We start from the raw sequence: 22,865 nt of genomic DNA on the forward strand, positions 1-22,865 counted from the left end.
AGCGGCGCCTCTTGTCTGCTCAGGGTAACGAGCGGCCTGTTCACTCGCCGCACGCGTGCACGGGAATGCCGGGCGTCCGCTGCCCGCGACGACTACGGTGTGCCTCATGAAGGAGGTGAAGGCCTCGATCTCGATCCCGAACGGCGCCGGCCCTGCGGCCGGCTCGAAGCTCGGTGGTTACACGGTCGTGCGCGAGATCGGGTCGGGCGCCATGGGCGCCGTCTACCGCGCGGAGGACGACGGCGGGCACCCCGTCGCGCTCAAGGTGCTGCATCGCCACCTCGACGACCCCGCCGCCCGGGAACGCCTGCGCCGGGAGGCCGCGGCACTCCAGGGCCTGCGGCATCCCGCCGTGGCCCGCGTGCTGGACGCCGAGCTCGAGGGGCCCGAGGCCTTCATCGTCACCGAGCTCGTCGAAGGGCCCACGCTCGAGGAGGAGATCGACGAGCGCGGTCCGCTGGACTCCCGCGACCTCTTCGAGCTCGCCGACCAGCTCGCCGACGCGCTCGAGGCCGTGCACGGCACCGGCGTCGTGCACCGCGACCTGACCCCGTCCAACGTCCTCATCGCGCGCAGCGGGCCGGTCCTCATCGACTTCGGGCTCGCCCAGGGACCGGGCGACGTCCGGGCCACCCGGACCGGGTTCGTCATGGGCACCCCCGGCTACCTCGCCCCGGAGCTGCTCGACGGCGCGGAGCCCGGCCCCGACACCGACTGGTGGTCCTGGGCCGCCGTGCTCGCGTTCTCCGGCACCGGCCGCGCACCGTTCGGCGTGCGGCCCACCGAGCTCGTGCTGCGGCGCTCGCGGCAGGGCCAGGCAGACCTCGACGGACTGCCCCCGCGCACGGCCCGGGCACTGGGTGCGGCGCTCCGGGCGGTGCCCGTCGAGCGCTGGGGGCCCGACGAGGTGGCCAGGGCGCTCAAGGCCGAGTCGGCGGCGTTCATCGCCGCGACGACAGCTGCCGACGGTTCAGCCGGCCCGACGGCGGTGCTCGGGTCCGCCGACGCCCGCACCGCCTCGGCGCCCGCCGACCTCGGCTCGACGCGGGTCATGCCGCAGGGCCTCCTCTCGCACCCGGTGTCCGAGGCGGCCGGTGGCGTAGGGGTCGGCGCCGCGGCGGGCGCGGCCGCCGTCGCGGGCGCTGCCAGAGGGCGGTCGGTCACGGGACGGGCGGTCGGCGCCCCGCGCCCGGTTCCGCCGTCCGTCGAGCCGGCGCTCACCCCGGCGCCGACGAATCCCACGCACGTCGCCGGCTACCGGGGCCTGTTCGCCGTCGCGGGGCTCGCGCTGGTGGCGCTCGCCACCACCCGGCCAGGGATCGCCGTCGTCCTGCTCGTCGCGCTGATGATCGTGTCCCGCCTGGCCGGGATCGCCGTCGACGAGTTCCGCAACCGCCGCGCGCGACGCGGCCCGGGCCGGGCCGACGCGCTGGTGGCGACCGTTCTGTCTCCCTGGCACCTCATCCGCGCGGTGCTCGGCGTGCTGCCCGCCGCCGCGGTCGCCATCTGTGCGGACGTCATCATCGTGCTGCTCGGGCTCATCGTGTTCGCGCCCGGCAACGTGATCATCGCCCCCATCCCGACCGTCGAGGCGCGCTCGGTGGGCGGTATGAACGAGCCCATCGTCGACAGCCTCGTGCTCGGCGTCGCGATGCTGGTGACCGTGGTCGTCGCGTGGTTCGGACCTGCGTCGTACAGGACGCGCGTCGGGGCCGGGCCGATGCTGCGCCGGATCGCACCGAGCCAGGGACCCAAGGTCATCCTCGTCGTGGTCGTGCTGGCGCTCGCGGTGCTCGCCGCGCAGCCGTTGTTCGACGGCTCGGTGGACGTGCTGTGGTGGCCCTTGGGAGGCCGCCCCGACGTCGTGTGGTGATCCACAGGTCGGGTGTCGGGATCGTAACGAAACGTCCAGCCGTCTCCCAGCGAGCACTTGTAGTCTTGCGCTGGGCGCCTGTGGCGCCTCGCCCCATTGGCCCGCATCTCGAAGGACCCCGATGTCGACGAACCAGACCAAGGCGCAGCGTCGAGACGCCGCCCGTGCCGAGGCCCTTGCACTCCAGAAGAAGCAGCAGGCGCGCGAGAAGCGCAGCCGCCTGATCGTGCTGAGCGCGCTCGGACTCGGACTCGTCGTCCTGGTCGTGGCCGTGGTGCTGATCTTCCTCGAGGGCCAGAAGACGCCCATGGAGAAGGTTGACAACTTCCCGGCCGGCGTCGTCGAGCAGACCGGCATCCCGGTCGGGGCCGACGGCGTCGCGGGTACCGAGAACGAGGGCGCCAAGACGCTCGACGTGTACGTGGACTACATGTGCCCGATCTGCGGCCAGTTCGAGGCGGCGAACGCCGCGAGCATCGCTGAGATGCGCGAGGCCGGTGACCTCACGCTGGTGGTGCACCCGGTCTCGATCCTGGACCGTGTGTCGCAGGGCACCGAGTACTCGACGCGTGCGGCGTCGGCCGCCGCGTGGGTCGCCGACCAGGCGCCGGAGCAGTTCTCCGCGTTCCACGACGCGATGTTCGCCAGCCAGCCGGAGGAGAACAGCCCCGGCCTGTCCGACGAGCAGATCGCCCAGGTCGCGGAGCAGGCCGGTGTGCCGGCAGATGTCGCTGCTGGGATCGCCAGCGGCGAGGCGCACGAGACCTACGCCGAATGGGTCACTGCTTCGTCGGAGGTCGCGGGCAGCACCGAGTCCCTCCTGAACGCCCAGGGCAGCTTCGGTACGCCGACCGTGGTGATCGACGGCGAGCGGTTCGAGAACTGGCAGGTCCCCGGTGGGCTGACCGAGGCCATCACGGGTGAGGCGACCCCCTCCGCATCACCGTCGGCAGAGCCGTCCGCGGAGCCTTCCGAGTAATCCACAGGTTGTGGACGGCGGGGTCCCGGGCTGCGGCTCGGGGCCCCGCCGTCTGTTTCCGGTTGGTATGCGTCCTCGACTCGGATTCTGGTGGCCGGACCCGTTAGGCTGGTCCCCGCCCGCCGCCTTAGCTCAGCTGGTAGAGCTCCCGCCTTGTAAGCGGAAGGTCGTCGGTTCGAACCCGACAGGCGGCTCCAGAGGCCCGGGATCTCAACGATCCCGGGCCTGCTTGCTTTCGTTACACGGTTCCGATCGAACGGAAACCCACCGCAATCGCACACTGAGTGCGACTGGTCGCCGTGTCTAGCGCCGCGCCGCCGCCCCTGAGCTGAACCAGTGCACCAGTGACACGGCCAGCAGCACGGCCGCCTCCGCTTCCTCCTGCGATACCGACTTTGGCGCGTTCGGGTCTCCTCCGTGCCGGTCGTGGTGCCCCTTCCACAGCGCTTTTGCCATCCGAACGATGGTCTCGCTCGTCGGCGCGCTCGGATCCTCGCGCGTCAGCGGTAGACCCCAATCGCTGTCGTTCCTGAGCTGGCCGATCACATGACCCAACGTGGGGTCCTTCTGACTCGGCACCACGCGTTGGATCGTGGCGTCCTCCACAGCTCGGACGGCGAGTGCATACGCGAGCGTCGGGTTCGGGCTCACACCGAACGTCGCGTGCCAGGCTTCCGACAGCCGTTCTCCTGCGCGCCCTGCAGTGACCATCGCGTGCTCGGCCACCTCCTGCACACCCAGCGGCACACGCCGCTCAAGCCCGGGCTGCCCATCACGAGTGCCGACCGTCCACGCTGAGCCAGACTCAACCAAGATCCGTTCGAGACTGTCCAACGCCTTGGAGTCCCCCGCCGTGCCCAACTCGTGAATCAGGTAGTCGACGAACGGCAGGATGTCTCTTTTAATGGTCCAACCGACCTGGAGTGCAGTGAGCCCGATCCTCTCGAATTCCTCGGTGATCGGGTCACCAGCTCGGCGTATGCGCTCGAACCTGTCGACTACTTCTGGGCGTAGCCGCCTACGTCCGCCGTTGGAGTACGGCTGTACTCGGTTCTGGATCCACTCCCACAGGGACCGCACCATCCATTCCGGGATCCCTTCGTGGAGCCCGCCCGCTTCCTCTGCCGACTGGCCCATCGGCCGCCAGGTTCCCGTCATGTCGACGAGTATCGCGTGCGGCACTGACGCACGGCTGGCGTCAAGGGGGTGAACCTAAACGCAGGAGCCCCCGTGGCGTCCCACGGGGGCTCCTCAGTCAGAGCCTGCTACTTCTGGTCTGCTGTCACCCGCCGAACTGCTCCAGGATGGTCCTTTGATCGGGGCCGACGGCAGGCCTCTCGATGTAGTGCCTTGCCGTCGTTGACGAGTGCGCGTGTCCGAGCTGCGCGGCTGCTGCCGCGATATCGGCACCGCGATCTACCGCCGTGGCGACGCTCTTGCGGAATGTCTTCGGAGTGATCCAGGTCCACTCGGGGTGCCGCTCGCGGAACGTGCGCCACTGGCGATCCACGGTCGTCACCTCGCGCAGCCCGTTGCGGTCCGAGGGAAACACGAGGTTAAGTTCCCCCGGTGTTGCCTCGGCGGCGCGGCTTTCGAGCATCCGCACTGCGAACTCCGGCACCAGGTGCCCTCGCGGCTTCTTGCCCTTGGTCGTGTCTTGCCGAAACAGCCCTACGCCCTTTTCGCGGACCACCGTCCCGGTGAGGTAGACGACGTGCTTGGTGAGGTCCACCTCGTCCCACCGGAGCGCTAGGGCCTCGCCGGGACGGCATCCGGTGGCGAGCATGACGTCGACGAGGTCATGGAGGTCAATCGCTGTGGCCTTCTCGTCGGTGGCGAGCGCTGCCCGCAGCTTGATGACGTCCGGCACGGCAAGTGCACGGACATCCTCGCTCGCCGTTGCCGGTACCGGGGTGACCGATCGTGCCGGGTTCGCCGTTAGCGCGTCCTCGCGCACCGCGACGTCGAGCATCCCCTTCAAGCAGGTGAGCGAGATGCGCGCGTTCGCCGCGTGCTTCTCCACCTCTCCGGACACCCAAGCCTCTAGGCGCGACACCGTGCACTCGCGCAGCAGCAGTCCGCCGAGACCCGGGATGACGTACTGCTCGGTGGTGTAGCGGTACCGCTGGCGAGTGTTCACGGCGAGGGTGCTCGGGTCGATCTTCGTACGCAGCCAGTAGTTCGCGAGGACTTCGAGGCGCGTCTCTGCCGTGATGGTGTCTGAGGATGTCCGCTTGCGAATCGTCAGGTCGTCCCTCAGACGGCGCTCGGCTTCGGCACCAGAGCTGCCCCACGCCTCGACCTTTCGGGTGCGGCCGTCGTTGTCGCGGAACCTGACGCGCGCTGCCCACCGGATCTTCTTCGGGGGCACTGCGTCGCCGTCGGGTGTGTACCAGGTCTTGCCCTCGCCGACGAGCCGGACACCGTTGTAGTAGGGGGTGCGGGTTACGTTCCCGTGCGATCCCACGGGCATTGGCTTACGCGACATGGTCAGTGACCTCCAGGTTGGTGACTTCGTGGTTGGGGCGGCAGCGGGTGGTGTAGCCGGGGCCGGTGAGGGGTTCTCCGCAGTCGTCGCAGGCGGCGACCTGAGGTGGGCCGTATTCCCGCCCCGCAACACCCGCACCCCCGTTTGTGCTGGTCAGGGCGTCGGAGCGTGCGGGGGTACGCGGGGGTTGGCGGGTGTATGCGGGTGTTGAACCCCCGCGCTTGACCCGCGTACCCCCGCCTACCCCCGCATCGGAAATCGCTGTGACCTGCGATGACGGGGGTTGCGGGTGTTGCGGGGGTTGGATACGGACTACCTCAGGTGGAGTGATCGCCCAGACGGTGACCTTCTGCCGGTTGCGTGCTCCGAGGTCGTCCACCGTCCAGCCCGCCGAGCGCAGCGCGGGTGCGTTGCGCTTGAGGACACCGGCCACGGCCCGCACGCTGCGTGGCCACGTGCGCGGCGGCAGTCCGTCAGGCTGGACCAGGGAGTGGAGATCGGCGGCAGTGCCCTGCCACGGCTCGGTCAGGGTCTCGGTGAGGGCGGCGAGGAACGGGTCAGAGGTCACCGCGTCCAGGGCCAGGCTGTTGGCCTGATCGCTGTACGCGGACAGGGAGTCCGTACCGTGCACCTGGTCCAGTGCCCCGAGCACCATGGCGAAGTCAGCCATGCGCGGCATCGTGTCCAGACGCACCGAGGGCATCCGGGTCTTGCACACCCGGACCTGTTCCAGCAGCGCGCCGAACACGCGCGGGTGCGCTGATTCCCATGCGGTGGTGAGCTGCGATTCCGGGCGGCGTCGGTCCTCGGTGATCCGGTCCAGGTTGACCACAATGGACCGGTCAGCGAGGTCGGGGGCCATGGCTCCGACGTCGATTCCGTTCATGAGGATCACGCGCCGGAACGCGAACACGGACAGCCCGTCGTCCGAGTAGAGCTCGCGGCGCACGTCGCCGTCTCCGGTCACGGCCCGGCACAGCGAGTCGGACAGCCACGGCGGGATCGTGGAGAGGTTGTCCAGCCCGACCACCCAGGAACCCGACGCCGCTGTGACCCACCCGTCGGCGTCGCGGGGTGGCTTGCGTAGCGGCACCGGGGACGGGTCAACGAGCTGCACCAGGTTCTTCGTCGCGGACGACTTCCCGGTGCCCTGCTCACCCAGCAGCGCCAACATCGGGTGCGGGATGTGCGCCCAGCCGAGGGCGGCGACGAGCCAGCCCAGCACGAGCGGCCGGTCAGCCACGGTGACGTTCAGCAGCGCCCACAGGTCGTCCAGGCTCCCGCCCTCCTCCGGCATCGGCAGCGCGCCGGTCAGAGCGCTCCGGCGGAACAGGACGGGTGCCTCGGTGACGACGGACCACCCGTCGGTTCCGACGCGCACGACGTGTTCGGCGGCGTCGCCCAGGTCGATCCACGTCACGCCGCCGTGCTCGGCAACGCGCACGTGGACCTGTTCCGGCTCGGACTCGGTCGCGGTGCCTTGCAGCACGAGCAGCGCGTCAGCAAGGGCTTGCTGTCCCGCGATTGCCCCGGTGCGTTCGCGGTATGCCTTGGCCAGTTCGCCGCGTAGCGAGGACCGGCCACCGCGCAGCATCCGCACGACGTTCCCGCCCGTGCGGGGAACGGCGTAGGCGTCGCCGTCGGGGGTGCATCCGAGGTCGTACCGCTCTAGCGCCAGGTCCACCAGGACCGACGCGGCCGTCTTCTTCTCAGGCGCGCCGTCGGGTGCCATGGCGACGGCAGCCGGGTCAGGTGTGGAGGTGTCGGGTGCCGTCTCGTCGGGCTGCGGGGCGCTCATGCTGCGCTCCGGGCGAACTGCTCCGCGATCCACGCCTCGACGTCAGTGAGCCGGTAGCGCAGGTGACGGCCGACGATGGCGCCGGGCGGGGTGGGGCGACCGGTGGAGCGCTGCACGTACAGGCTGCGGACCGGGATGCGGAGCATGTCGGCCACCTCCTGCGGTGTGAGCAGCGTGTGAGCGGCGGGGGCTGCGGTGTTCGTGGTCATGGCGGTCTCCCTCTGCGTCGCGAGTGGTCGTGGTCGAGTGGGTTGAGTCATGCGGCTTGGCGCGATGTGGCCAGCCGTGCGCCGTTGTCGGTAGCAGCCGTCGAGGACGAAGCGAGGACGGTGGCGCGGATAGCCAGTAGGCGGTGTAGAGCGTGGGCGGCTTGCTGCGGGACGACGCCGTTGCCCAGGGCCTGGAGCTGTTCGTTGCGGGTCGTGTCGGTGTCGGTGACCCACCCGTCGGGAAGGCCCTGCATCCACTCCACGAACCGCGGGGCCAGGCGCTGCGCACCCCCGCGGCCGGTCGGCTCGGTCGGCGCCGGCGCGAGGCGTCCGAGGATCGGCTCCCACCGTTTGATGGCCGGGGTGTAGGTCCCGAACGCGGGCCGGTCGTCCCAGCCCGGCGTGGTCCCCAGGGCCATGCCGAGGTTCGGGCCGTACCGGTCGGCGCTCTGCCGGTTCTCGTTGTTGCTCGCCTTGGGCGTCGGCAGCAGCGTGACTGAGCCGGGCAGCATCAGGTCACCGGACGAACCGCGCCGGTTCGGGCCACCCTTGGTGCCGTCCGTTGCGCGCGGCGTCGGCAGCAGCGCTACAGATGCTCCATCTGGTCGGCCAGCGTCGGCTGATGCCCACCCCGCCGGCGCTTCGCCGGCGCCTGGCTGCCACCGTTCGTGGCGAGCTGCGCGGTCGGCGTCGCCAGCAGCAGCGGCAGCGCCCCCCGTCCCGGTTCGGAGCGGCGCAGGTCGCCCGGCGCGGTCGACTTGGGGTTGGTTGTCTTCGGCGTCGGCAGAAGCGGCTCCCCCGCCCACCCAGGCGGGATCGGCGGTGCGGGTGTCCCAGGCGAGGACGAAGACGCGGAAGCGGCCGTGCGGGGCGCCGACGTCGGCAGCGCGTAGGCCTGTCCACGCAGTGTCATACCCGAGACTGGAAAGGTCTCCGAGTACACGTCCGAGGGCTCGAAGATGGGGAGCATGTCTTGCTGGGGTGTTCGGGTCCAGGCATCGCGGGCAGGGTCCCAGCTCGCTATCGACCTCTGACTGGGCGCAGGCTGAATAGGCTCCACGGACGTTCTCCCATACGACGAGTCGGGGACGGACGGTTGCGATGGCCTCACGCATCGCGACCCACAGGTTGGAGCGGGTGCCCTCGGTCATGCCCGCCCGCTTCCCTGCCTGGGACAGGTCCTGACACGGCGACCCACCCGTCAGGACGTCGATCGGCGCCGCGGCGGCCCAGTCCACGGTCGTGACGTCGCCGAGGTTCGGCACGCCAGGGAACCGCGCGGCGAGGATGCGGCACGCCGCGGAATCGACCTCGGACACCCACGCCAGATCCATGGCGCCGAACACCTGGCGCAGGGCGAGTTCCAGGCCGCCGTATCCGGCGAACAGCGCACCCGCCCGCAGCGGTCGGCCCAGGGGCAGGGCAATGGCGGGCCTCATCGGGTCGCTTCCTCGGTGTCGAGGTGACGCCAGGTGGCAAGGGGCGTGCCGTCGTCGTCGGTCATCGCGGCCATGCCGTCGGCTACCTCGTCGGCACTCCAAGCGACGTCGGACACCGTGCAGGCGTAGGGCCGCTCGATCCGGGGGAAGATCCACCACCAGGTGGTGCGGCGTGTGACGAGCGTGTCGAGGTCGACGACGGCGAGCTGTTCGCCGTCGGGGCTGGTCTCGGCGCGCACCGGGTAGGTCCCGGCCTGGGCCTCGGAGTCCTCCAACCGTTCGCGCTGTCCGGGCTGGGCGGGCCAGTAGCACCAGCTCGTGTGCGTGCGGTGTACCTCGAGAACGAACGCCTCGACGTGGTGGGCGGGCCTTGCCGGCACTGCGGTCAGGTGGCGGGTGGTGTGCTTCATGGTCGTGTCTCCCTCGGGGTCAGGCAGCGTCGCGGACGGAGTACAGAGCGGGCGTGGCGGGCCAAGTGGCCAGGCAGTCGGCAGGCGTCGGCAGTGGCTTGGCCTCGCCCCACGTCGCCCCGGGGCGGGCGAGGTTGGGGCGGACGGCGTCGGACATGGCGCGGTAGTGGCGGAACCTCGCGACGGCCTCGTCGTCGGCCAGGCGCCGGCCCTCGGGGATGCCGTCGGTGTGCCCGGCGTCGTACCCGTCGGCGAACCCGTCCATGCGGCCGTCGTAGCGGCCGACGTCGTGGCCTGTGGCGTAGCCGTGCAGCCATGCGGCGATGACCTGGCGGGAGTAAGTGCGGTTCATGTCGGGTCCCTTCCTGGTGTGAGCTCGGGGTGGTGCTGCCCGGCCCGTGGGCCGGGCAGCGGTGTGGGTGTCAGGCGTCCAGGACCTCGCGCAGCAGCGCGACGTGAGCGGCGAACACCTCGCCTTCCAGGGCGGTGGTGAGCTCGGCGTACGAGTCAGCTGGGAACCACCCGGCGTAGCGGGCGTCGTCCATGCCCTGCACCTCGGGAAGCGGCAGGTCCCGGATGGCCGCGACCGCGGGGACGGTGACCATCCAGGCGTTGGCTCCGGCGCGGGGGTCGGGCACGCCCCGGGCGGGGAGCATGTAGAACTCGCCCGGCAGGCGCTTGAGCCCGGTCTCCTCCGCCAGCTCGCGCACGGCGGCGGCCTTGGGGGTCTCGCCGGGGTCGAGCATCCCGCCGGGCAGTGCCCAGCCGTGGCCGTCCTCGCGCTCGACGAGCAGCACGCGGCGGCGGTTGTTGATGTCGAACGCGAGCACGACGGCATCGGCGGCGACCACCTCGCCCCAGTGCCACAGGCCGCCCCGCCCCTCGGGCAGACCGCTCGTGATCGGGTTGATCGGCAGGCCGTCCACGACGTCGAACGGGACGACGGCGCGGGCCTGGCGCTCGGTCCAGTCGATGTCGCGGGGGTCGGTGGTGTCGGGGCCGTTCGGGGTGGTGGTGTTGTAGCTGGTGGTGCTCGACATGGCGGGGTCCTCTCGGGCCGTTGGACGGCCTGTTTTTGGCATGGGTGGGGTAGGGGCGCGGCGGTAGCGGTAGCGGTAGCGGTCGGCCGTGCCCTCAGAACTGCGTGAGGTGGGGGTTTCGGGGTGCGCCGCGAGGGGGCACTACCCCGCTACTTCCGCAGGATTCTGCGGTTTGTGGCGGTAGCGGCCCCGCTACCGGTAGCGGGGCCTGCGCTACCGTTCGCCGCGCTCGGCAGGGCCTCGGTGGGGGTGGTGGTGGCTACCTCGGCGGGCATGGGACCGATGGCGATGCGGGCCATGAGCGAGACCAGCGCGGCGGTGAACGCGATGACCGCGATCACGGCGGTGAGCGAGGCGACCAGGTCGAGTCCGAGGGCCGTGGCGGCGACGGTGAGGCCCATGGTCACGACGAACACGGTTCCGGTGCGGCGTACGGCGCGCTCGACGGCGGCGACGAGCTCGCGAGCGTCGCGCACGAGCTCGGCGTACTCGGTCGGGCTGAGGTTGTCGTTGCGGTTCACGGTTCCTCCTGCGATTCGGCGGGCGGTGGGTCAGGTGGTGGTGTGCTCGGTCGGCTATGCGGCGTCGGCGTCCGTAGCGGTGTCGGTGTTCGCCGGGCGTGCCTCGGACAGCAGGCGGCGCGCGGTCCGGCCGTCCACGTTGTGTCCGGCCTCGGCGAGAGCGGACACGGCGTGCCGGGTGGTGGCGTCCGGGTTGGTGGACAGCAGGTCGGCCACGATCGCCGCCCGGGCGGCGCGCTCCTCCTCGGTCGCTCGCGCCGGGCGGACGTCCCGACCCTGCGCCGGGCGGACAGCCGCCCGGACACGGGGGCGGCTCTGCCGGGCGGCGGCCACGGACAGCCGGTTGCTGTCCGGGGCGGACATGTCCTCCAGCTCGGCCCGGACAGACTCGGCGGCGCGAGCCTCGTAGTCCGGCCCGGACACGGCGACCGTGGCGATCCCGGCGACGCGGGCGTTGGTCTCCAGGTGCATCCGCGCCACGTCGGTCGTGGCGTCGGCGACAGCGGACAGCGAGCCGAGCCAGGCGGTGGCCTTGGTGCGCATGTCCTCCGGCGGCACGGTCCGCAGCGCGACGGCGCGTGCCTTGCGGCGAGCGGCCTCGGCGCGCTCGATGCCCTTGCCGGTCTCGTGGGCGCGGGCGGCGTCCTCGACGGTCAGGAACAGGCGGTGCATCCGGGCGTCGGCCCGCAGCTGTGCCCATGTCCGCCCGGCGGCGAGGTGGCGGTCACCCAGCAGGACCAGGTGCCACAGTCCGGCGGCCAAGACCGGCGCGGCGATGCGGAACAGAGCCGCGCCGAGGCCATGTCCGGCGTCGAGCTCGTGCCACGCGGCCAGGAACCCGGAGGCTCCAGCGAGCATCCACGTGATGGTGAGCAGAGTGCCGGCGGGGCGGCCGTCCCTGATGGCCTCGCGTGCCAGCAGCGCCACGGTGAGCTGTGCGAGCTCGAAGATGCCCGCGAACGCGATGGCGACGAGGACGTTCCAGCCGAGCATGTCGAGGCCGAACTGGAACATGCCCTCGTACGCGACGGCGGTGCACAGCAGCGCGACGGTCACGGCCATGGCCAGGACCAGGCGGCGTGAACCGGCGGGCCGGACGTTGGTGTCGTCGGTGGTGCTCATGGTGGTGCTCCTTCCGGGTCGTGCGGGGTCGGGTGGGTCAGTCGTCGGTGGGGTTGGGCAGCTCGATCACGTCGCCAGCGGCCTTGACGACCTCGGCGCGCACGAGGCCCTTGCGGACGTTGTTCGCTCCGGTGCCGTGCTTGACGTTCTTGGCGGTGACGCCGTGGCGCTTGGTGGCGGCGTTGACCTGGGCGGCGTCCCACCCCGCGTAGAGGGTGGGCTTGTGCTCGGCCAGGCGGGCGGCGAGCTCGTCACTCCAGATCTTCCCGTTGGCCCACTCGGGGTCGTTCTCGGGCCACACGGCGAGCAGGTGGTCAAGCACGGTGGAGTGGTCCAGGTCGGCGGGCTCCTCCCCGGCGGCCTGACCGGTCAGGAGGCCCTTGGCCTCGCGGATGGCACGGGCGCGCTCGACGATCTTGTCGGCCATGGAGCCGTCGATGAACGCGCCCCGGACGAGCTGCGGGTCCGACTTCTCACCGGCGAGCAGGGCGATGCCCTTGTCCTCCTGGGAGAAGATCGTTGCCCGGTGCCCGGCCTTGTACATCGAGGTACCCAGGACCATGTCGTTGGTGGTCTGGTCCCCGACGCGCAGGCACATGCGCAGCGACAGCAGCGCTGAGATGCCGGTGGGGATGGCGTCCTTGTTGGGGCGCTGTGTGGCGAGCCACATCATGATTCCCAGGGCGCGGCCGCGTCGGGTGATGTCCTCGACGGCGGCGGTGATCTCGTCGCCGTAGTCGCCGTCGGTGAACGCGAGCTGTGACTCGTCGATGACGAACAGCAGCGGCTTGAACCCGTACGGGTTACCCACCGCGGCGAGCTCGTCGGTGACCTTGGACTCGGCAGCCACGTCGCGGGGCAGCTCGCGGATGATCCGTGCCCGGCGGCGCATCTCGGCCTTGACCGCGAGCAGGTCGGCCCGCAGGGCCTGGAGGTCTTCCGGGTCGTCACCGGCGTTGCACACGTGGGCGATGGGGGCGAACGGCATGAGGTCGCCGGTGCCCTTGAGCTCGTGGATGTGCAGCTCGGTGCGCGGGTCCAGGGCGGCACCCAGGAGGAGCACGCGGAGCAGGAACGTCTTGCCCATGCCAGGCAGGCCACCCACGATCCCGTTGTTGTACATGAGGTTCGTAGAGACGTGCCGGCCGCGCTGGTCCTCGCCGATGACGAACGGCTCGAACACGTTGACCGTGCCCTTGTTGCGGTACTTCCACTGGGCCACGTCCCGCTCGGACAGGCCCTTGTCCGCGATGAACAGGTTCAGCCGCGAGGGGTGAGCCTTGGGGTTCCCCTCGGGCCAGACCGTGTCCTCGGGGCGACGCAGCGCGGAGGCGAGACGGTCCTTGCGCTCGATCACGTCCGCAGCGGTCGCACCGGGCGGGAGGTCGATGTGGATCTCGACGCCGCCCGTGGTCGGGAAGATCCGCAGGACCTTGATCTCGGCGTTGCCGCGCTTGGCCTCGCCCATCGAACCCAGACCGAGCGTGAGCAGCGCGTCCGTGACGACGTCCACGGTGAGCTTGGGGACGTCGCTCTTGTGGGTCTCGGCGATCGGGGTGGCGGCGTGGCGGGTGCCGACGACGCCGAAGGCGGTGAGCGCGGCGGTGCCGGTCGCGATGGCAGCGGCGGTCAGGCCGTCGGGGCCGGTGTAGGTGTACAGGGTGACCCCGGCGACGCCGGAGGTGAACCCGGCGGCGGCGAGGCCGCCGAGGCGGGCGCGGACGCCGTCGGCGTGCTCCTTGCGGAGCGTCTTCCACTCGGCGGTGCCCTTGACGCCGAGCATGAGCGCGGCGCGGGTGGTCTTGTTCTCGGCGTCGGTCACCCAGCGGGCCAGGTCCCGCACGCACAGCCCGAACCCGAGCCCGGCGCGGGCCAGGAAGCGGGGCAGGTAGACGAACGGCAGGCGGATGCCGTGGTGCCCGACCCACGACGCCAGGAACGCGCTCTCGCGGCGGACCGCGCCGAGGAACACCTCGGGCGACTTGGCCCACTCGGGCAGGATCGTCAGCGCCTCGTGGTCGCCGCGGTGCTCGACGACGCGCGGCGCACGCGGCGTCGCCTCGGCCTCGGGTGCGGTGGGGGCGTCGATGACCTCGCCGGTGAGCGAGTTGTCCTCGTCGGCCGTGACCGTGCTCTGGTTCAGCAGCCCGGCGGAACGGACCGTGAGGTCGGCGGCGGGACGGTCGAACATGGCTTGCAGCTCGTCATCGTCCGGGGTGTGCCCGGACGGCGTGTGCTCGTCGTTCGGCGTCGTCATCAGGCACCCGCTACAGAGGAGGCGGCGGACACGAGCCCGTCGAGGAAGGACCCGAGCGCGCTCAGGAGGGGGGCGCCGAATGCCGTGGTGGCCAGCGTCAGACCGAACAGCATCCCGAGGATCAGGGAGCCGTTCGACGTCTTCTTGAATCCGAGGCCTGCGACGACGAGGGCGAACATGATGAAGAACAGGGGCATGGTGACCATGGCGGTTACTCCTTGAATCAGGCGGTGCGGGTGGCGGGACGGATGACGACCCGGCGGGCCGTCGAGAGCGGGCTACCGACGACGAACGTCGGGGCCGTGGACGTGGCGCGGTTGGTGCTGGTCTCGACCGCCGTGCGGAGCGCGACGCCGAGGGCGACGACGGCGCGGCGGTGCCGGCGGATCGTGACCTCGTCGGGCGACATGGCGAGGGCGCACTCGGCGTCCACCACGGCGACCTCGGCAGCGATGACGGGTTCCTCGGCGGCGATGGCGGCGAGCTCGCTCGGCGTCGGCTCGTCGTCGAACGCGGCAAGGGCGGTGTAGGTGCTCATCGGTTGCCCCCGGTGTTCTCGTCGTCCTGGGCCTCGGCGTCGAGCGCTGCACTGTGAGCCGTGGCGACGGTCTCCTTCATCTCCTCGACGCGGTCGGCCATGCCCTGGGCCTCCTGCCCGATGGCGGCGGTGCCGTCGTGCTGGCGGCCGTGGCCGTCCGTGACGAGCGTGCGGGCGGCCCTGGACAGAGCCAGCGCCGCCTCAAACAGGTAACGGCGCGCTTCGCTCAGTGCCCCGGTGCGGTAGATCGACATGTCTCACCTCTCGATTGGGCTAGGCTGGCTAGCCATTTGGTTGTGTGGTTGGAGACTTGCACAGGCTGGCTAGCCATGTCAACCGACGGACGAAAGTTGGCTGACTTGGCTGTCCAAGCGAGTACTGTTGAAGGCATGAGCGCTCTCGACCCTGACGACCCGCGTCCGCCTTACCAGCAAGTCGCGGCAGCACTCCGTGCCGCGATCCTCACGCGCACCATCGCTCCAGGCGACAAGCTGCCTACTCAGAAGGAACTGGGAGAGCGCTACGGCGTCGCCCGCATGACCGTTCAGCAGGCACTACGCATCCTCAAAGACGATGGGCTCGTGACGTCGCGGCAGGGGAGCGGGATGTACGCACGCGAGCGAACCGAGCGACCCGTCGGGCTCCGTCCACATCTCGAATTGGCCTTTGAAGCAGAGGATGTCCGGATCGACGTCGTGGGCTACACCGCCGAAACGCTCCACGGTGCAATCGCGGAGCCGCTCGACAAGATCCGGACCGGCCGACTCGCGCCCAAGTCGATCCATATCCGGCTACTCATGTCGGACATGACCAAGCCGCTCGCGCTACCAGCCGCAGTCAGCGGCGATGACGTCGACAACGCCGGTACCAGGCAGCGGATGGCGGACATTGGCCACCGGCACATCAACGCCGTCAGGGACTCGGTACTCGAACTCGCTGACCTCGAGCTCGTACCTACGGTCACAGTGGAAGCACGCTCGTTCGGGTCCGCTCCGGTCTTCAAGGCGTACGTCATCAACGGAACTCTCGTCTTCTTCGGCTTCTACCCAGTGGTTACGCACGACGTCAGGGTCAACGGCGAGAAGGTCACCATCTACGACCCGATGGGCAAGGACGCTGTCCTCTTCCACTACACAGACGACGGCGACCCGGAGTCCATCGAATCAACCTTCGTCGTGCAGGTGCGCCAGTGGTTCGACAGTGTCTGGAACAGCGTGGCGACCGAGGTGGCTCCATGACTGACGCCGCGCAGCTCCTCAAGGAGTCGGCCGCCGTACTCCTCGACTTCGACGGCCCTGTCACGCCGCTCATGCCCACACCGGCCAACATGCACGCTGCCGATGCCGGTCGGCAGGCGCTCATCGCCCACGGGGTCACTCCACCCGACGACATTGCAACGACGTCGGACCACCTGGCCGTTATCCGCTGGACTGGAACATACGCACCGAGTGATCTCGCCGACGTCGATAACGCATGCACCGCAGCGGAAATTGAGTCCGCGCGAACCTGCACACCTACGCCTGGCGCACACGCTCTCCTTGCTGCTCTCCACGCCGTAGGGACGCCGGTCGTCATCGTCAGCAACAACGCCGCTGAACCGATCCGCGTCTACCTCGAACGTCATGGCCTGACGGGGTACGTGCGCGACGTCGTCGGGCGCCCGTTCATGCGTCCAGACCTCATGAAGCCGCACCCGCACACAGTCGTGCGTGCTCTGGAGGTGGCGGGGGTCGCTGCTCAGGATGCCGTTCTCATCGGAGACTCGGTGTCCGATATCGAGGTGGCGCGAGCGGCCGACGTCCGATCCATCGGCTATGCGACGACACAGCAGCGCGCGACCGAACTGCGTGAGGCGGGTGCTGACGTCGTCATCGAGACCATGTCGCGTCTTGTGAGAACTGGGGATCTGAACTAACAATGCGCGCTCAAGCCGAGAGGTTCTCCACCTGATCAGGTGGAGAGCCTCTTCTGCGCTAGTGCCGCTCTGCCCACACCATCTCAGCCGGGCGGCGTGCGTGCGCCCGTGCGGCTGCACTACGTGTCGACGACCGCCGGCCCCACCCTGCGAGGGCGGGGCCGGCGTCATAGGCGGGCCTCAGCGATCGAGGTATTCGCACGCGTCCCGGTGCACGACGGCTGACCACTCGCCCCAGCCCGGGTACTCCGCGGAGAAACTCCGCCAGGGGCCGCGAACATGAGTCACGACGCCGACCACCGTCACCATCGTGCCGTCGTAAGCGCGGGCGGTGCATCGGGTGGGGATCGGCTGCGGGAGCTTGACTGAGGGCACCGACGCCGGACCCTCGTGCTCGATCAGTCGCTCGGCGGCCCAGCCCCGCTCCTCCAACCCATGTTTCCGCCACGATGCGATCCGGTGCTCCTGCGCACGCTTGCCTTGCTCACGCTCTGCGTCGTCTAGGTGGTCCGTACCGTTCACGGAACCAGTATGCACCCGCGTTCGAACACACGTACGCATCGGGACCGGGTGCTGAATAGACACCACCCGACCAGAGCTACCGCTGACGGTGGCACTCCGCCCGCTAGCCACCGCAACGCTCAATCCGCCGCACATCAGCGCGGGCACGACCTTCGCGCGGCAGGGCCGACGCGATTATCGACAGCACGGCCCGTTGGGCGGGCGTTAGGTCGGTAGGCGCGTGCAATCTCAGAGGCCTCCGGGTCAGCCTGGCCGATCTGAGGTCAGGTAGTTGGACGGGGCCACGTATAACACTTTGGACGAAAAACTACCCTAATAGCGAATCCACGTTGTAGGCAAAGGGCTCCGAGTATACGGTCCGCGTATGACACTGAGCCAGACCCACCCCTTCATCACGTACAGGTTTAGGACCGAGGATCTGGACCAAGCGACGTGGATGCTGCTTGGCGAGGCCATGAGCAAGTGCCAGCACCTGGCAGGCTCCCCGCTAAAGCCGGATGCGGCTAGCAGGCTTGCTTCGGTGTACCTCGCGCGAGGCGTGCAGGCGACCACAGCCATCGAGGGCAACACGCTGTCCGATGAAGAGGTCGAGAAGATCGTCGAGGACGGGACCGCCGGCGTTCCCGAGTCTCGTCAGTACCTTGAGCGTGAGGTGCAGAACGTGCTCGCCGCAGTGCGCACGATGGATGAGGCCCTCAGGGGCGGAGAGAGGTACGCGATCGACGCCGGTCAACTGCGCGCACTGAACCTTCTTGTACTCGACGGCATCCCCGACAAGCCCGAAGTGCAACCAGGCGAGTTCCGACAGCACGACGTCACGGTCGGCGGCTACAAAGCACCGCACTGGACGGAGGTGCCGAGGCTCGTGGACGAGTTCGCCACGTGGCTGCGCAACATCCGAGCACTGCAGGAGGATGCGAAGCCGGAGCAGCGATTCGTCACGGCCGTCGTCGCAGCGGTTCTCGCCCATCTCTACATCGCGTGGATCCACCCGTTCGGTAACGGCAACGGCCGAACCGCTCGCCTCGTCGAGGTCCAAATCCTGTCGGAGTCGGGCATCGTTCCCCTTGTAGCAACCAACCTCCTGTCGGACCACTACAACAAGACTCGGAGCGCCTACTATCTGGCGCTCGACGCGGCCCAGCACAGCGTGGCCAGGTTTGTGAAGTACGCAGTCCAAGGTTTTACCGACGAGCTCCGCGAGCAGATCGACGAGGTGCGGAAGCTGTCGGAGAAGATCCACTGGGAGAGCCATGTCTACGAGACCTTCCGCAGCCTGCCAAGCACCGAGGCCCGCGCTCGACAGCGGCTGCTTGCACTCGAACTCCCCGTTGGGCGGGCGGTCACGACGGCCGAGACTGTTGTCTTGACGACGGAACTGGCCCGCAAGTACGCGCAGAACGGCGAGCGCACCCCGGCTCGCGATCTCAACGACCTCATGAAAATGGGCCTGGTTGAAAAGCTCGCCGGGACACGGAAGTACCGCGCACGTCACTATGTGATTAAGGCGTTCCTTCCACCTGTCGCCCCGGAAACCGTCCGGTAAGCAAGTGCGCGCCGCGTTCGGGTGGGTGACCCTCCACCTGCCATCCACGGCGCCAGCGCGTGGGCGACGATTCGCCAAGCCGGGGAGGGGCCAACTGAGGGACTACAGCGTGATCCTCGGCAGGACGTCGCCATACCAACTGGGACGGCTTCTCAATGCTTGAAGGCCTACCTGCACAGCGCTGAGTGCCTTCGAGACGAAGAGATCCCTGGTCTCCGCGCTCCGGTCTGCTGGCGCCTCTCTTCTCGGATGCATCTACGACTCAGGCGGAGGGAGAACTGAACCACCGCCGGTCTGGAGGTAATGGTTGGCGCGGATAGCGTCGGCCGTCTCAGCCGCGAGTTCGACATAGCGACTCGCGGCGCTGCGGGTGATCGTTGCTTCGGAGTTATGTGCGATGGAGTTGCGCAACGTGGTGAGTTCGCGAAAGATCATCGCCTCCTCGAACTCCAGCAGGCCTTCCTCGACAGCGAGGTGAGTCAGCTCTCTACCCGTGACTGGCTGCTGCTGCTCAGTGGGCAGAAATGTCTCCTGGAGTTGTTGCTCCAGGCGCGCGTAGGATTCAAGGACCGCCGCTCGCGGCGAAAAGGCGACAACGGCCGCCATGTCTTCTCGGAAATTTTCCGAGGCGACGGCATCGGCTTTAGTGCCGGGCCTCGAATGTAAGACGCCCCCGAACTCGTGCTCGACTTCCGTGAGTTTGCGCTCAAACTCGATCTCGAAGCCGTTGGTGCCTGCCTTGACTGACTTGACCTCAGAGGTCTCGAACAGAGTCTTGAGCGGCCCACGCATAATCAACACGAGGACAACAACTATGACCGGCCAGGCCAGCTGGCCGATCGTCACGCTCGCGAACTCAAGGTCTGTCACCCTGCTAACCCTAGTCACGGAGCACGCGCTTGCCGCTACTGGGAGCCATCCAATCTTGAGGTAGACGCCCGATGGCGCAGGTGGAGTTGGCCACTTGGCCCGACGCGCTGTCCCAACCGAACCGTGCCGACCCAGTACAGAGCCGAACGATGGTGCCCGGTGGCATCGTGGCCCCCACGGGGGTAGGGGCCACGATGGTGGCCATGCTCTGCATCTACAGAGGGCTGGGCTTCAGCGTGTCTGCTAGTTGAAGGGCAAGGGCGGCCGCACCGATCGCCACTTCGGCGCTGTCGCTCAACTCCCAGGCGACGGCAAGCACGGCTCCTGCGCACAGGGCTAGCCAGACCCTGTGCGACGTACCGTGCCCACGGTCAGGGGCAGCGTTTACACTCATCATGTTCCTTACTTTTGGAGGAGATCGAAAAGCGAGGACACTCGGCTCCGTCTGCGCCACAGACGGGGCCGACCTCGTTGCATCCATCCTTACATCCACCTAGGCGAACTAGATCGCTTCGGTGGTACTTATGGACAGTTCTCTACAACTGCGGGGTCGGCCCTAAATGGGTGTGGAGAAACCTGCACAACTCTGACCGCCCCCGGCGGACTCCGTCGTCGACGCCCAGGCGCTCACAGAGGAGATGCATCATGGACGGTTCTGACTGGGTTGCTGTGGTCAGCAACGTCGGCTCCCTCGGGTGGCGGTCAGTGGACAGCAGTGGACTCGGCGCGAAGCAAGCGGCACCGTTGACGCGTCCCCCGCAACAGGCCGAAGCGCCTGAAGATCGAAATGTCACGGGATCGACAGACAAAGAAACACCGTGTGAGCTGGTGTTACCTCAGCTGCCCGCACTCTCTTTGAGAGTGCGGGCAGCTTCGTCTTGATCTTGCATGACATTCAGCGTCGCGGTCGGCCGCAACTGGGTGAAGGCGCTCCGTGGGAGCCATGCCGCTCACCGTTCATCCAGCCGGCAGCGCTGCCAGGTGCCCGGCCGTGCTTAGGCTTCAGGATGGATTCGACAGTTCACGCAGCGTGGGTTGCCGTTGTTGGCACGCTCCTAGGCACGCTCACCGGTGGTGGTCTCCAGGCCTGGATGGGTCATCGTGCCTTGAAGTCCGCCCGCGAGGACGCTGCCGAACAACGTAGAGCGGCAGCCGCCGCGATCAACGTACAACTGGCGGAGGAACGCCTTCGGCGCCTGTGGGATGAGCGACGGGTCCTCCATAGCAACGTTCTCGCCGCGGCCGCAGCTTGGCGCTCAGCGATCGTCGACCTACAGGGATCGCTTCGGGCTGACAGCAAAGGATGGGAGGAGAGGCCGACGGTCGGTTTCATGCGGCACGCGGAGGAGAATCTGCCTGAGGCAGCGGCGGCGATCCGTAGCGCGGAAGAGTTCGGGCGATTACGGCAGGAGGTGGCCCTGATCAGCGGCGCTGATGTGCAACAAGCCGTGGCGCAGCTCCACACAACGCTTATTACGGCGATGAGAGCCACCACGCCAGGCACGAGCGCCACCACGACAGACACAAATATCGAAACTGGCGCTCAGGAGTTCTACGACAAGCGCACCTCGCTCGTATCGGCGATGCGCCGTGAACTAAACCCTGCGTCTCGCGCTGGCGATTTCGGGCCTCCATCCATGGAGGAGTAGCGGGCATTCGTTCTCGGACAACGCGACGGCTGTGGCGCGACCGTTGTGCAGTGCACTGCACTGCACTGCACTGCACGGCCCGTGCCCCTGGTGTCCCCGAGAACAAAATTAGAGCTGCCGATCGCACTCGATGCACTGACAATCAACGATGGGGACGTCGGTTGTCCGCGCCTATTTTTTAAGCGTAGCTGTCATCATCGCAACTGCTCTGCCTGCGCAAGTGTGAGCATGGTGTTGCGGGCTGCGGTCGGTGCGTCCATGCGCTTGAACGCTCCGTCCTGTGCGTAGACCACATCGATGCCGTACGCGTGGGCAAACCTGATGATGCTCACGTCGGGGCATTCGGGTAGGAGGAGCGCGAGGGAAGCCAGCCCGGGCGAGTGCATGCTGTAGTCGAGAAGTTGGCCCACCGCTTCGCGCACCTTGCTGCGCTTGTCGCTCGACTTCGCCTCGATAAGCTCCGGTCCGCCGTACGGACCGGCCGTCACGAACAGATCCGTGGGGCCGACGGGAGTCACCGACCGCTTCGACTCGATGCCGGCCCAAGAGGTATACGCGTCCACGAGCAGTGCCTCAGCCCTCCGAACCAGGGTCACGCCGCCTTCTCGCGTGTACGACGTCTCGACCACGTTCAGCGCCTCGCCCGGGACCACTCGTGCCGCCACGAGCTTTTCAACAACACGGAGCTCGTCTAGTGCATCTTCTTCGCTCTGCGTAGCGCGATGGATGCCCAAGGCGTTGATCAACATGTCGACGCGCTCGTCCGTCACGAACCGAGTACCCATGAAGTTGTCATTAGCGTTGAACCCAGGCAGCGTCCAGATGTCCTCATAGCGGATCTCTGTGAATGAGAACTCACGGAGCGAGTAGACGTTGTGGTACGAGCCCCGGTCCGGATCGGGAGACCAGAGGGCATCGGCAACCGCAGCATTGCGGAAGCTCGCTCCGACCTCCCCGATCCCGCGGACCTGCTTCATGCCGGTGAAGAGCACGATGTCGCCGGTGCGGACGGTGTTCATCCGTGCGTCGTGCGTGCTGACCGTCCCCCAGAACCGAGCAGCGTCAGCCGGGTGCAGTCGCGTCAGCTGCTCGTTCTGCGCTGGCGTGAGCGCATGACGTACCCGTCCTAATGGCACCGGTGCTTCCAGAGTGTCCCTCCAGTGCTTTCGCGCAACGGGGTTGCCGAGGCTCGGCTGAATCACGATCTGGACCATCGACGCTCCAAGCTTTAGTGATCGGGTCCGAGCTCGGTGTACTTGCGGGCGCTGCCACGTGCGAGCTCGACAGGGTACTTCTGGGCGTTCAGGTCAATCTTGGCGTGAGCCACTGACACGAGGTCGATATCGCACACGTCCGCCAATCGGACGAGGTACAGCAACACATCGGCCATCTCGTGGGCGATGCGTTCGCCCGGGCGGGTGCGCTGGAGCGTGGCCTCGAGGATCTCCTCGTTCGAGAGCCACTGCATCTCCGCCACAAGCTCGCCTACTTCGCCGGCTAAGGCCATCGCGAGATTTTTCGGTGAGTGGAACTGGTCCCAGTCACGCTCGGCCGCGAAGGCACGCGCACGCTTGCTGATGCTCTCGAGGTTGTGCTCAGTCGGGTCCATGCAACGGGTCTACCAGAACCCAGCGGATACCCCACGGAATGAACGGCATCCAGCGAGCACCTATGTACGTCTACAGCACC

25 protein-coding genes, 1 tRNA gene and 1 pseudogene are annotated in these 22,865 nt (G+C 68.4%); 7 read left to right on the top strand and 20 right to left on the bottom strand.

All coding sequences use genetic code 11. The features are described from left to right. Window positions 1-106 precede the first annotated feature (106 nt). From ACFO6V_RS23765 to ACFO6V_RS23775, 3 genes are all read left to right on the top strand, one after another. Window positions 107-1,873: a protein kinase domain-containing protein gene (locus tag ACFO6V_RS23765; RefSeq protein WP_377140330.1), complete on the top strand. Its 1,767-nt coding sequence runs from the start codon at window positions 107-109 to the stop codon at window positions 1,871-1,873. 121 nt (window positions 1,874-1,994) lie between these two features. Further along, window positions 1,995-2,852 (top strand): DsbA family protein, encoded by an 858-nt coding sequence (locus ACFO6V_RS23770; RefSeq protein ID WP_377140333.1) that lies wholly within the window; start codon window positions 1,995-1,997, stop codon window positions 2,850-2,852. A gap of 121 nt (window positions 2,853-2,973) precedes the next feature. Beyond that, a tRNA-Thr gene (locus tag ACFO6V_RS23775) sits at window positions 2,974-3,049 on the top strand. Between the two features lie 106 nt (window positions 3,050-3,155). Here the strand turns inward: ACFO6V_RS23775 and ACFO6V_RS23780 are convergent. The 16 genes and pseudogenes from ACFO6V_RS23780 to ACFO6V_RS23855 all read right to left on the bottom strand — a co-directional run bounded on the left by ACFO6V_RS23780 (window position 3,156) and on the right by ACFO6V_RS23855 (window position 14,928). After that, window positions 3,156-4,010, bottom strand: a complete 855-nt coding sequence (locus ACFO6V_RS23780) for a hypothetical protein (protein ID WP_377140335.1) — start codon at window positions 4,008-4,010, stop codon at window positions 3,156-3,158. Window positions 4,011-4,134: 124 nt separating this feature from the next. Beyond that, window positions 4,135-5,340, bottom strand: coding sequence for a tyrosine-type recombinase/integrase (locus ACFO6V_RS23785; RefSeq protein WP_377140338.1), 1,206 nt, complete (start codon window positions 5,338-5,340; stop codon window positions 4,135-4,137). Further along, entirely contained in the window at window positions 5,330-7,138 is a 1,809-nt protein-coding gene (locus ACFO6V_RS23790) for a hypothetical protein (protein WP_377140340.1), read from the bottom strand. Before ACFO6V_RS23790 ends, ACFO6V_RS23785 begins: the two co-directional genes overlap by 11 nt. Continuing rightward, complete coding sequence (locus ACFO6V_RS23795; RefSeq protein WP_377140343.1) at window positions 7,135-7,347, bottom strand: helix-turn-helix domain-containing protein; 213 nt, start codon at window positions 7,345-7,347, stop codon at window positions 7,135-7,137. Before ACFO6V_RS23795 ends, ACFO6V_RS23790 begins: the two co-directional genes overlap by 4 nt. A 47-nt stretch (window positions 7,348-7,394) precedes the next feature. Beyond that, the gene (locus ACFO6V_RS23800; RefSeq protein WP_377141184.1) at window positions 7,395-7,859 is read right to left on the bottom strand and encodes a hypothetical protein; all 465 of its coding nucleotides are present in this window, start codon (window positions 7,857-7,859) and stop codon (window positions 7,395-7,397) included. A 74-nt stretch (window positions 7,860-7,933) separates the two neighbouring features. Continuing rightward, a complete protein-coding gene (locus ACFO6V_RS23805) occupies window positions 7,934-8,260 on the bottom strand; it encodes a hypothetical protein (RefSeq protein WP_377141187.1) in 327 nt (108 codons plus the stop codon). A gap of 145 nt (window positions 8,261-8,405) precedes the next feature. Next, window positions 8,406-8,786: pseudogene (locus tag ACFO6V_RS23810) on the bottom strand (DNA cytosine methyltransferase); the annotation flags it as partial. Beyond that, window positions 8,783-9,196, bottom strand: a complete 414-nt coding sequence (locus tag ACFO6V_RS23815) for a hypothetical protein (protein ID WP_377140346.1) — start codon at window positions 9,194-9,196, stop codon at window positions 8,783-8,785. The gene ACFO6V_RS23815 and the pseudogene ACFO6V_RS23810, both read right to left, overlap by 4 nt. Before the next feature lie 19 nt (window positions 9,197-9,215). Then, window positions 9,216-9,548: a FliH/SctL family protein gene (locus tag ACFO6V_RS23820; protein ID WP_377140348.1), complete on the bottom strand. Its 333-nt coding sequence runs from the start codon at window positions 9,546-9,548 to the stop codon at window positions 9,216-9,218. A 70-nt stretch (window positions 9,549-9,618) separates the two neighbouring features. After that, on the bottom strand, window positions 9,619-10,236 hold the full coding sequence (locus ACFO6V_RS23825; RefSeq protein ID WP_377140351.1) for an NUDIX domain-containing protein: 618 nt from the start codon (window positions 10,234-10,236) through the stop codon (window positions 9,619-9,621). 149 nt (window positions 10,237-10,385) lie between these two features. Then, window positions 10,386-10,757: a hypothetical protein gene (locus ACFO6V_RS23830; protein WP_377140353.1), complete on the bottom strand. Its 372-nt coding sequence runs from the start codon at window positions 10,755-10,757 to the stop codon at window positions 10,386-10,388. Between the two features lie 54 nt (window positions 10,758-10,811). Continuing rightward, window positions 10,812-11,879, bottom strand: a complete 1,068-nt coding sequence (locus ACFO6V_RS23835) for a hypothetical protein (RefSeq protein WP_377140355.1) — start codon at window positions 11,877-11,879, stop codon at window positions 10,812-10,814. 37 nt (window positions 11,880-11,916) lie between these two features. Continuing rightward, a complete protein-coding gene (locus ACFO6V_RS23840; protein ID WP_377140357.1) occupies window positions 11,917-14,136 on the bottom strand; it encodes an FtsK/SpoIIIE domain-containing protein in 2,220 nt (739 codons plus the stop codon). Continuing rightward, window positions 14,136-14,342, bottom strand: a complete 207-nt coding sequence (locus ACFO6V_RS23845; RefSeq protein ID WP_377140360.1) for a hypothetical protein — start codon at window positions 14,340-14,342, stop codon at window positions 14,136-14,138. Before ACFO6V_RS23845 ends, ACFO6V_RS23840 begins: the two co-directional genes overlap by 1 nt. 17 nt (window positions 14,343-14,359) lie before the next feature. Then, on the bottom strand, window positions 14,360-14,674 hold the full coding sequence (locus tag ACFO6V_RS23850; RefSeq protein ID WP_377140362.1) for a DUF6284 family protein: 315 nt from the start codon (window positions 14,672-14,674) through the stop codon (window positions 14,360-14,362). After that, entirely contained in the window at window positions 14,671-14,928 is a 258-nt protein-coding gene (locus ACFO6V_RS23855; RefSeq protein ID WP_377140365.1) for a hypothetical protein, read from the bottom strand. The genes ACFO6V_RS23850 and ACFO6V_RS23855 overlap by 4 nt, the downstream gene beginning before the upstream one ends. Window positions 14,929-15,063: 135 nt before the next feature. Between ACFO6V_RS23855 and ACFO6V_RS23860 the strand changes: the two genes are divergently transcribed. Then, entirely contained in the window at window positions 15,064-15,912 is an 849-nt protein-coding gene (locus tag ACFO6V_RS23860; RefSeq protein ID WP_377140367.1) for a GntR family transcriptional regulator, read from the top strand. Continuing rightward, window positions 15,909-16,589: an HAD family hydrolase gene (locus ACFO6V_RS23865; RefSeq protein ID WP_377140370.1), complete on the top strand. Its 681-nt coding sequence runs from the start codon at window positions 15,909-15,911 to the stop codon at window positions 16,587-16,589. Before ACFO6V_RS23860 ends, ACFO6V_RS23865 begins: the two co-directional genes overlap by 4 nt. 180 nt (window positions 16,590-16,769) lie before the next feature. Here the strand turns inward: ACFO6V_RS23865 and ACFO6V_RS23870 are convergent, their stop codons facing one another. After that, complete coding sequence (locus tag ACFO6V_RS23870) at window positions 16,770-17,111, bottom strand: hypothetical protein (protein ID WP_377140373.1); 342 nt, start codon at window positions 17,109-17,111, stop codon at window positions 16,770-16,772. A gap of 364 nt (window positions 17,112-17,475) precedes the next feature. On the opposite strand from ACFO6V_RS23870, the gene ACFO6V_RS23875 reads away from it, so the two are divergent. Beyond that, window positions 17,476-18,657 carry a Fic family protein gene (locus tag ACFO6V_RS23875; protein ID WP_377140376.1) on the top strand — a complete coding sequence of 394 codons (1,182 nt, stop codon included), beginning with the start codon at window positions 17,476-17,478 and terminating at the stop codon, window positions 18,655-18,657. A gap of 255 nt (window positions 18,658-18,912) precedes the next feature. On the opposite strand, the gene ACFO6V_RS23880 is transcribed toward ACFO6V_RS23875, so the two are convergent. Beyond that, a complete protein-coding gene (locus ACFO6V_RS23880; protein WP_377140378.1) occupies window positions 18,913-19,527 on the bottom strand; it encodes a hypothetical protein in 615 nt (204 codons plus the stop codon). Between the two features lie 1,007 nt (window positions 19,528-20,534). Here ACFO6V_RS23880 and ACFO6V_RS23885 point away from each other — a divergent pair. Next, window positions 20,535-21,176 (top strand): hypothetical protein, encoded by a 642-nt coding sequence (locus ACFO6V_RS23885; protein ID WP_377140381.1) that lies wholly within the window; start codon window positions 20,535-20,537, stop codon window positions 21,174-21,176. Window positions 21,177-21,370: 194 nt separating this feature from the next. Here ACFO6V_RS23885 and ACFO6V_RS23890 read toward each other — a convergent pair whose 3' ends face one another. Both ACFO6V_RS23890 and ACFO6V_RS23895 read right to left on the bottom strand, forming a co-directional pair. Beyond that, window positions 21,371-22,390: a hypothetical protein gene (locus tag ACFO6V_RS23890; RefSeq protein ID WP_377140384.1), complete on the bottom strand. Its 1,020-nt coding sequence runs from the start codon at window positions 22,388-22,390 to the stop codon at window positions 21,371-21,373. A 14-nt stretch (window positions 22,391-22,404) separates the two neighbouring features. After that, entirely contained in the window at window positions 22,405-22,785 is a 381-nt protein-coding gene (locus ACFO6V_RS23895; RefSeq protein WP_377140387.1) for a nucleotide pyrophosphohydrolase, read from the bottom strand. Between the last annotated feature and the right edge of the window lie 80 nt (window positions 22,786-22,865).

Source organism: Promicromonospora alba (assembly GCF_042654905.1).
In the GTDB taxonomy this organism is placed as follows: domain Bacteria; phylum Actinomycetota; class Actinomycetes; order Actinomycetales; family Cellulomonadaceae; genus Promicromonospora; species Promicromonospora alba.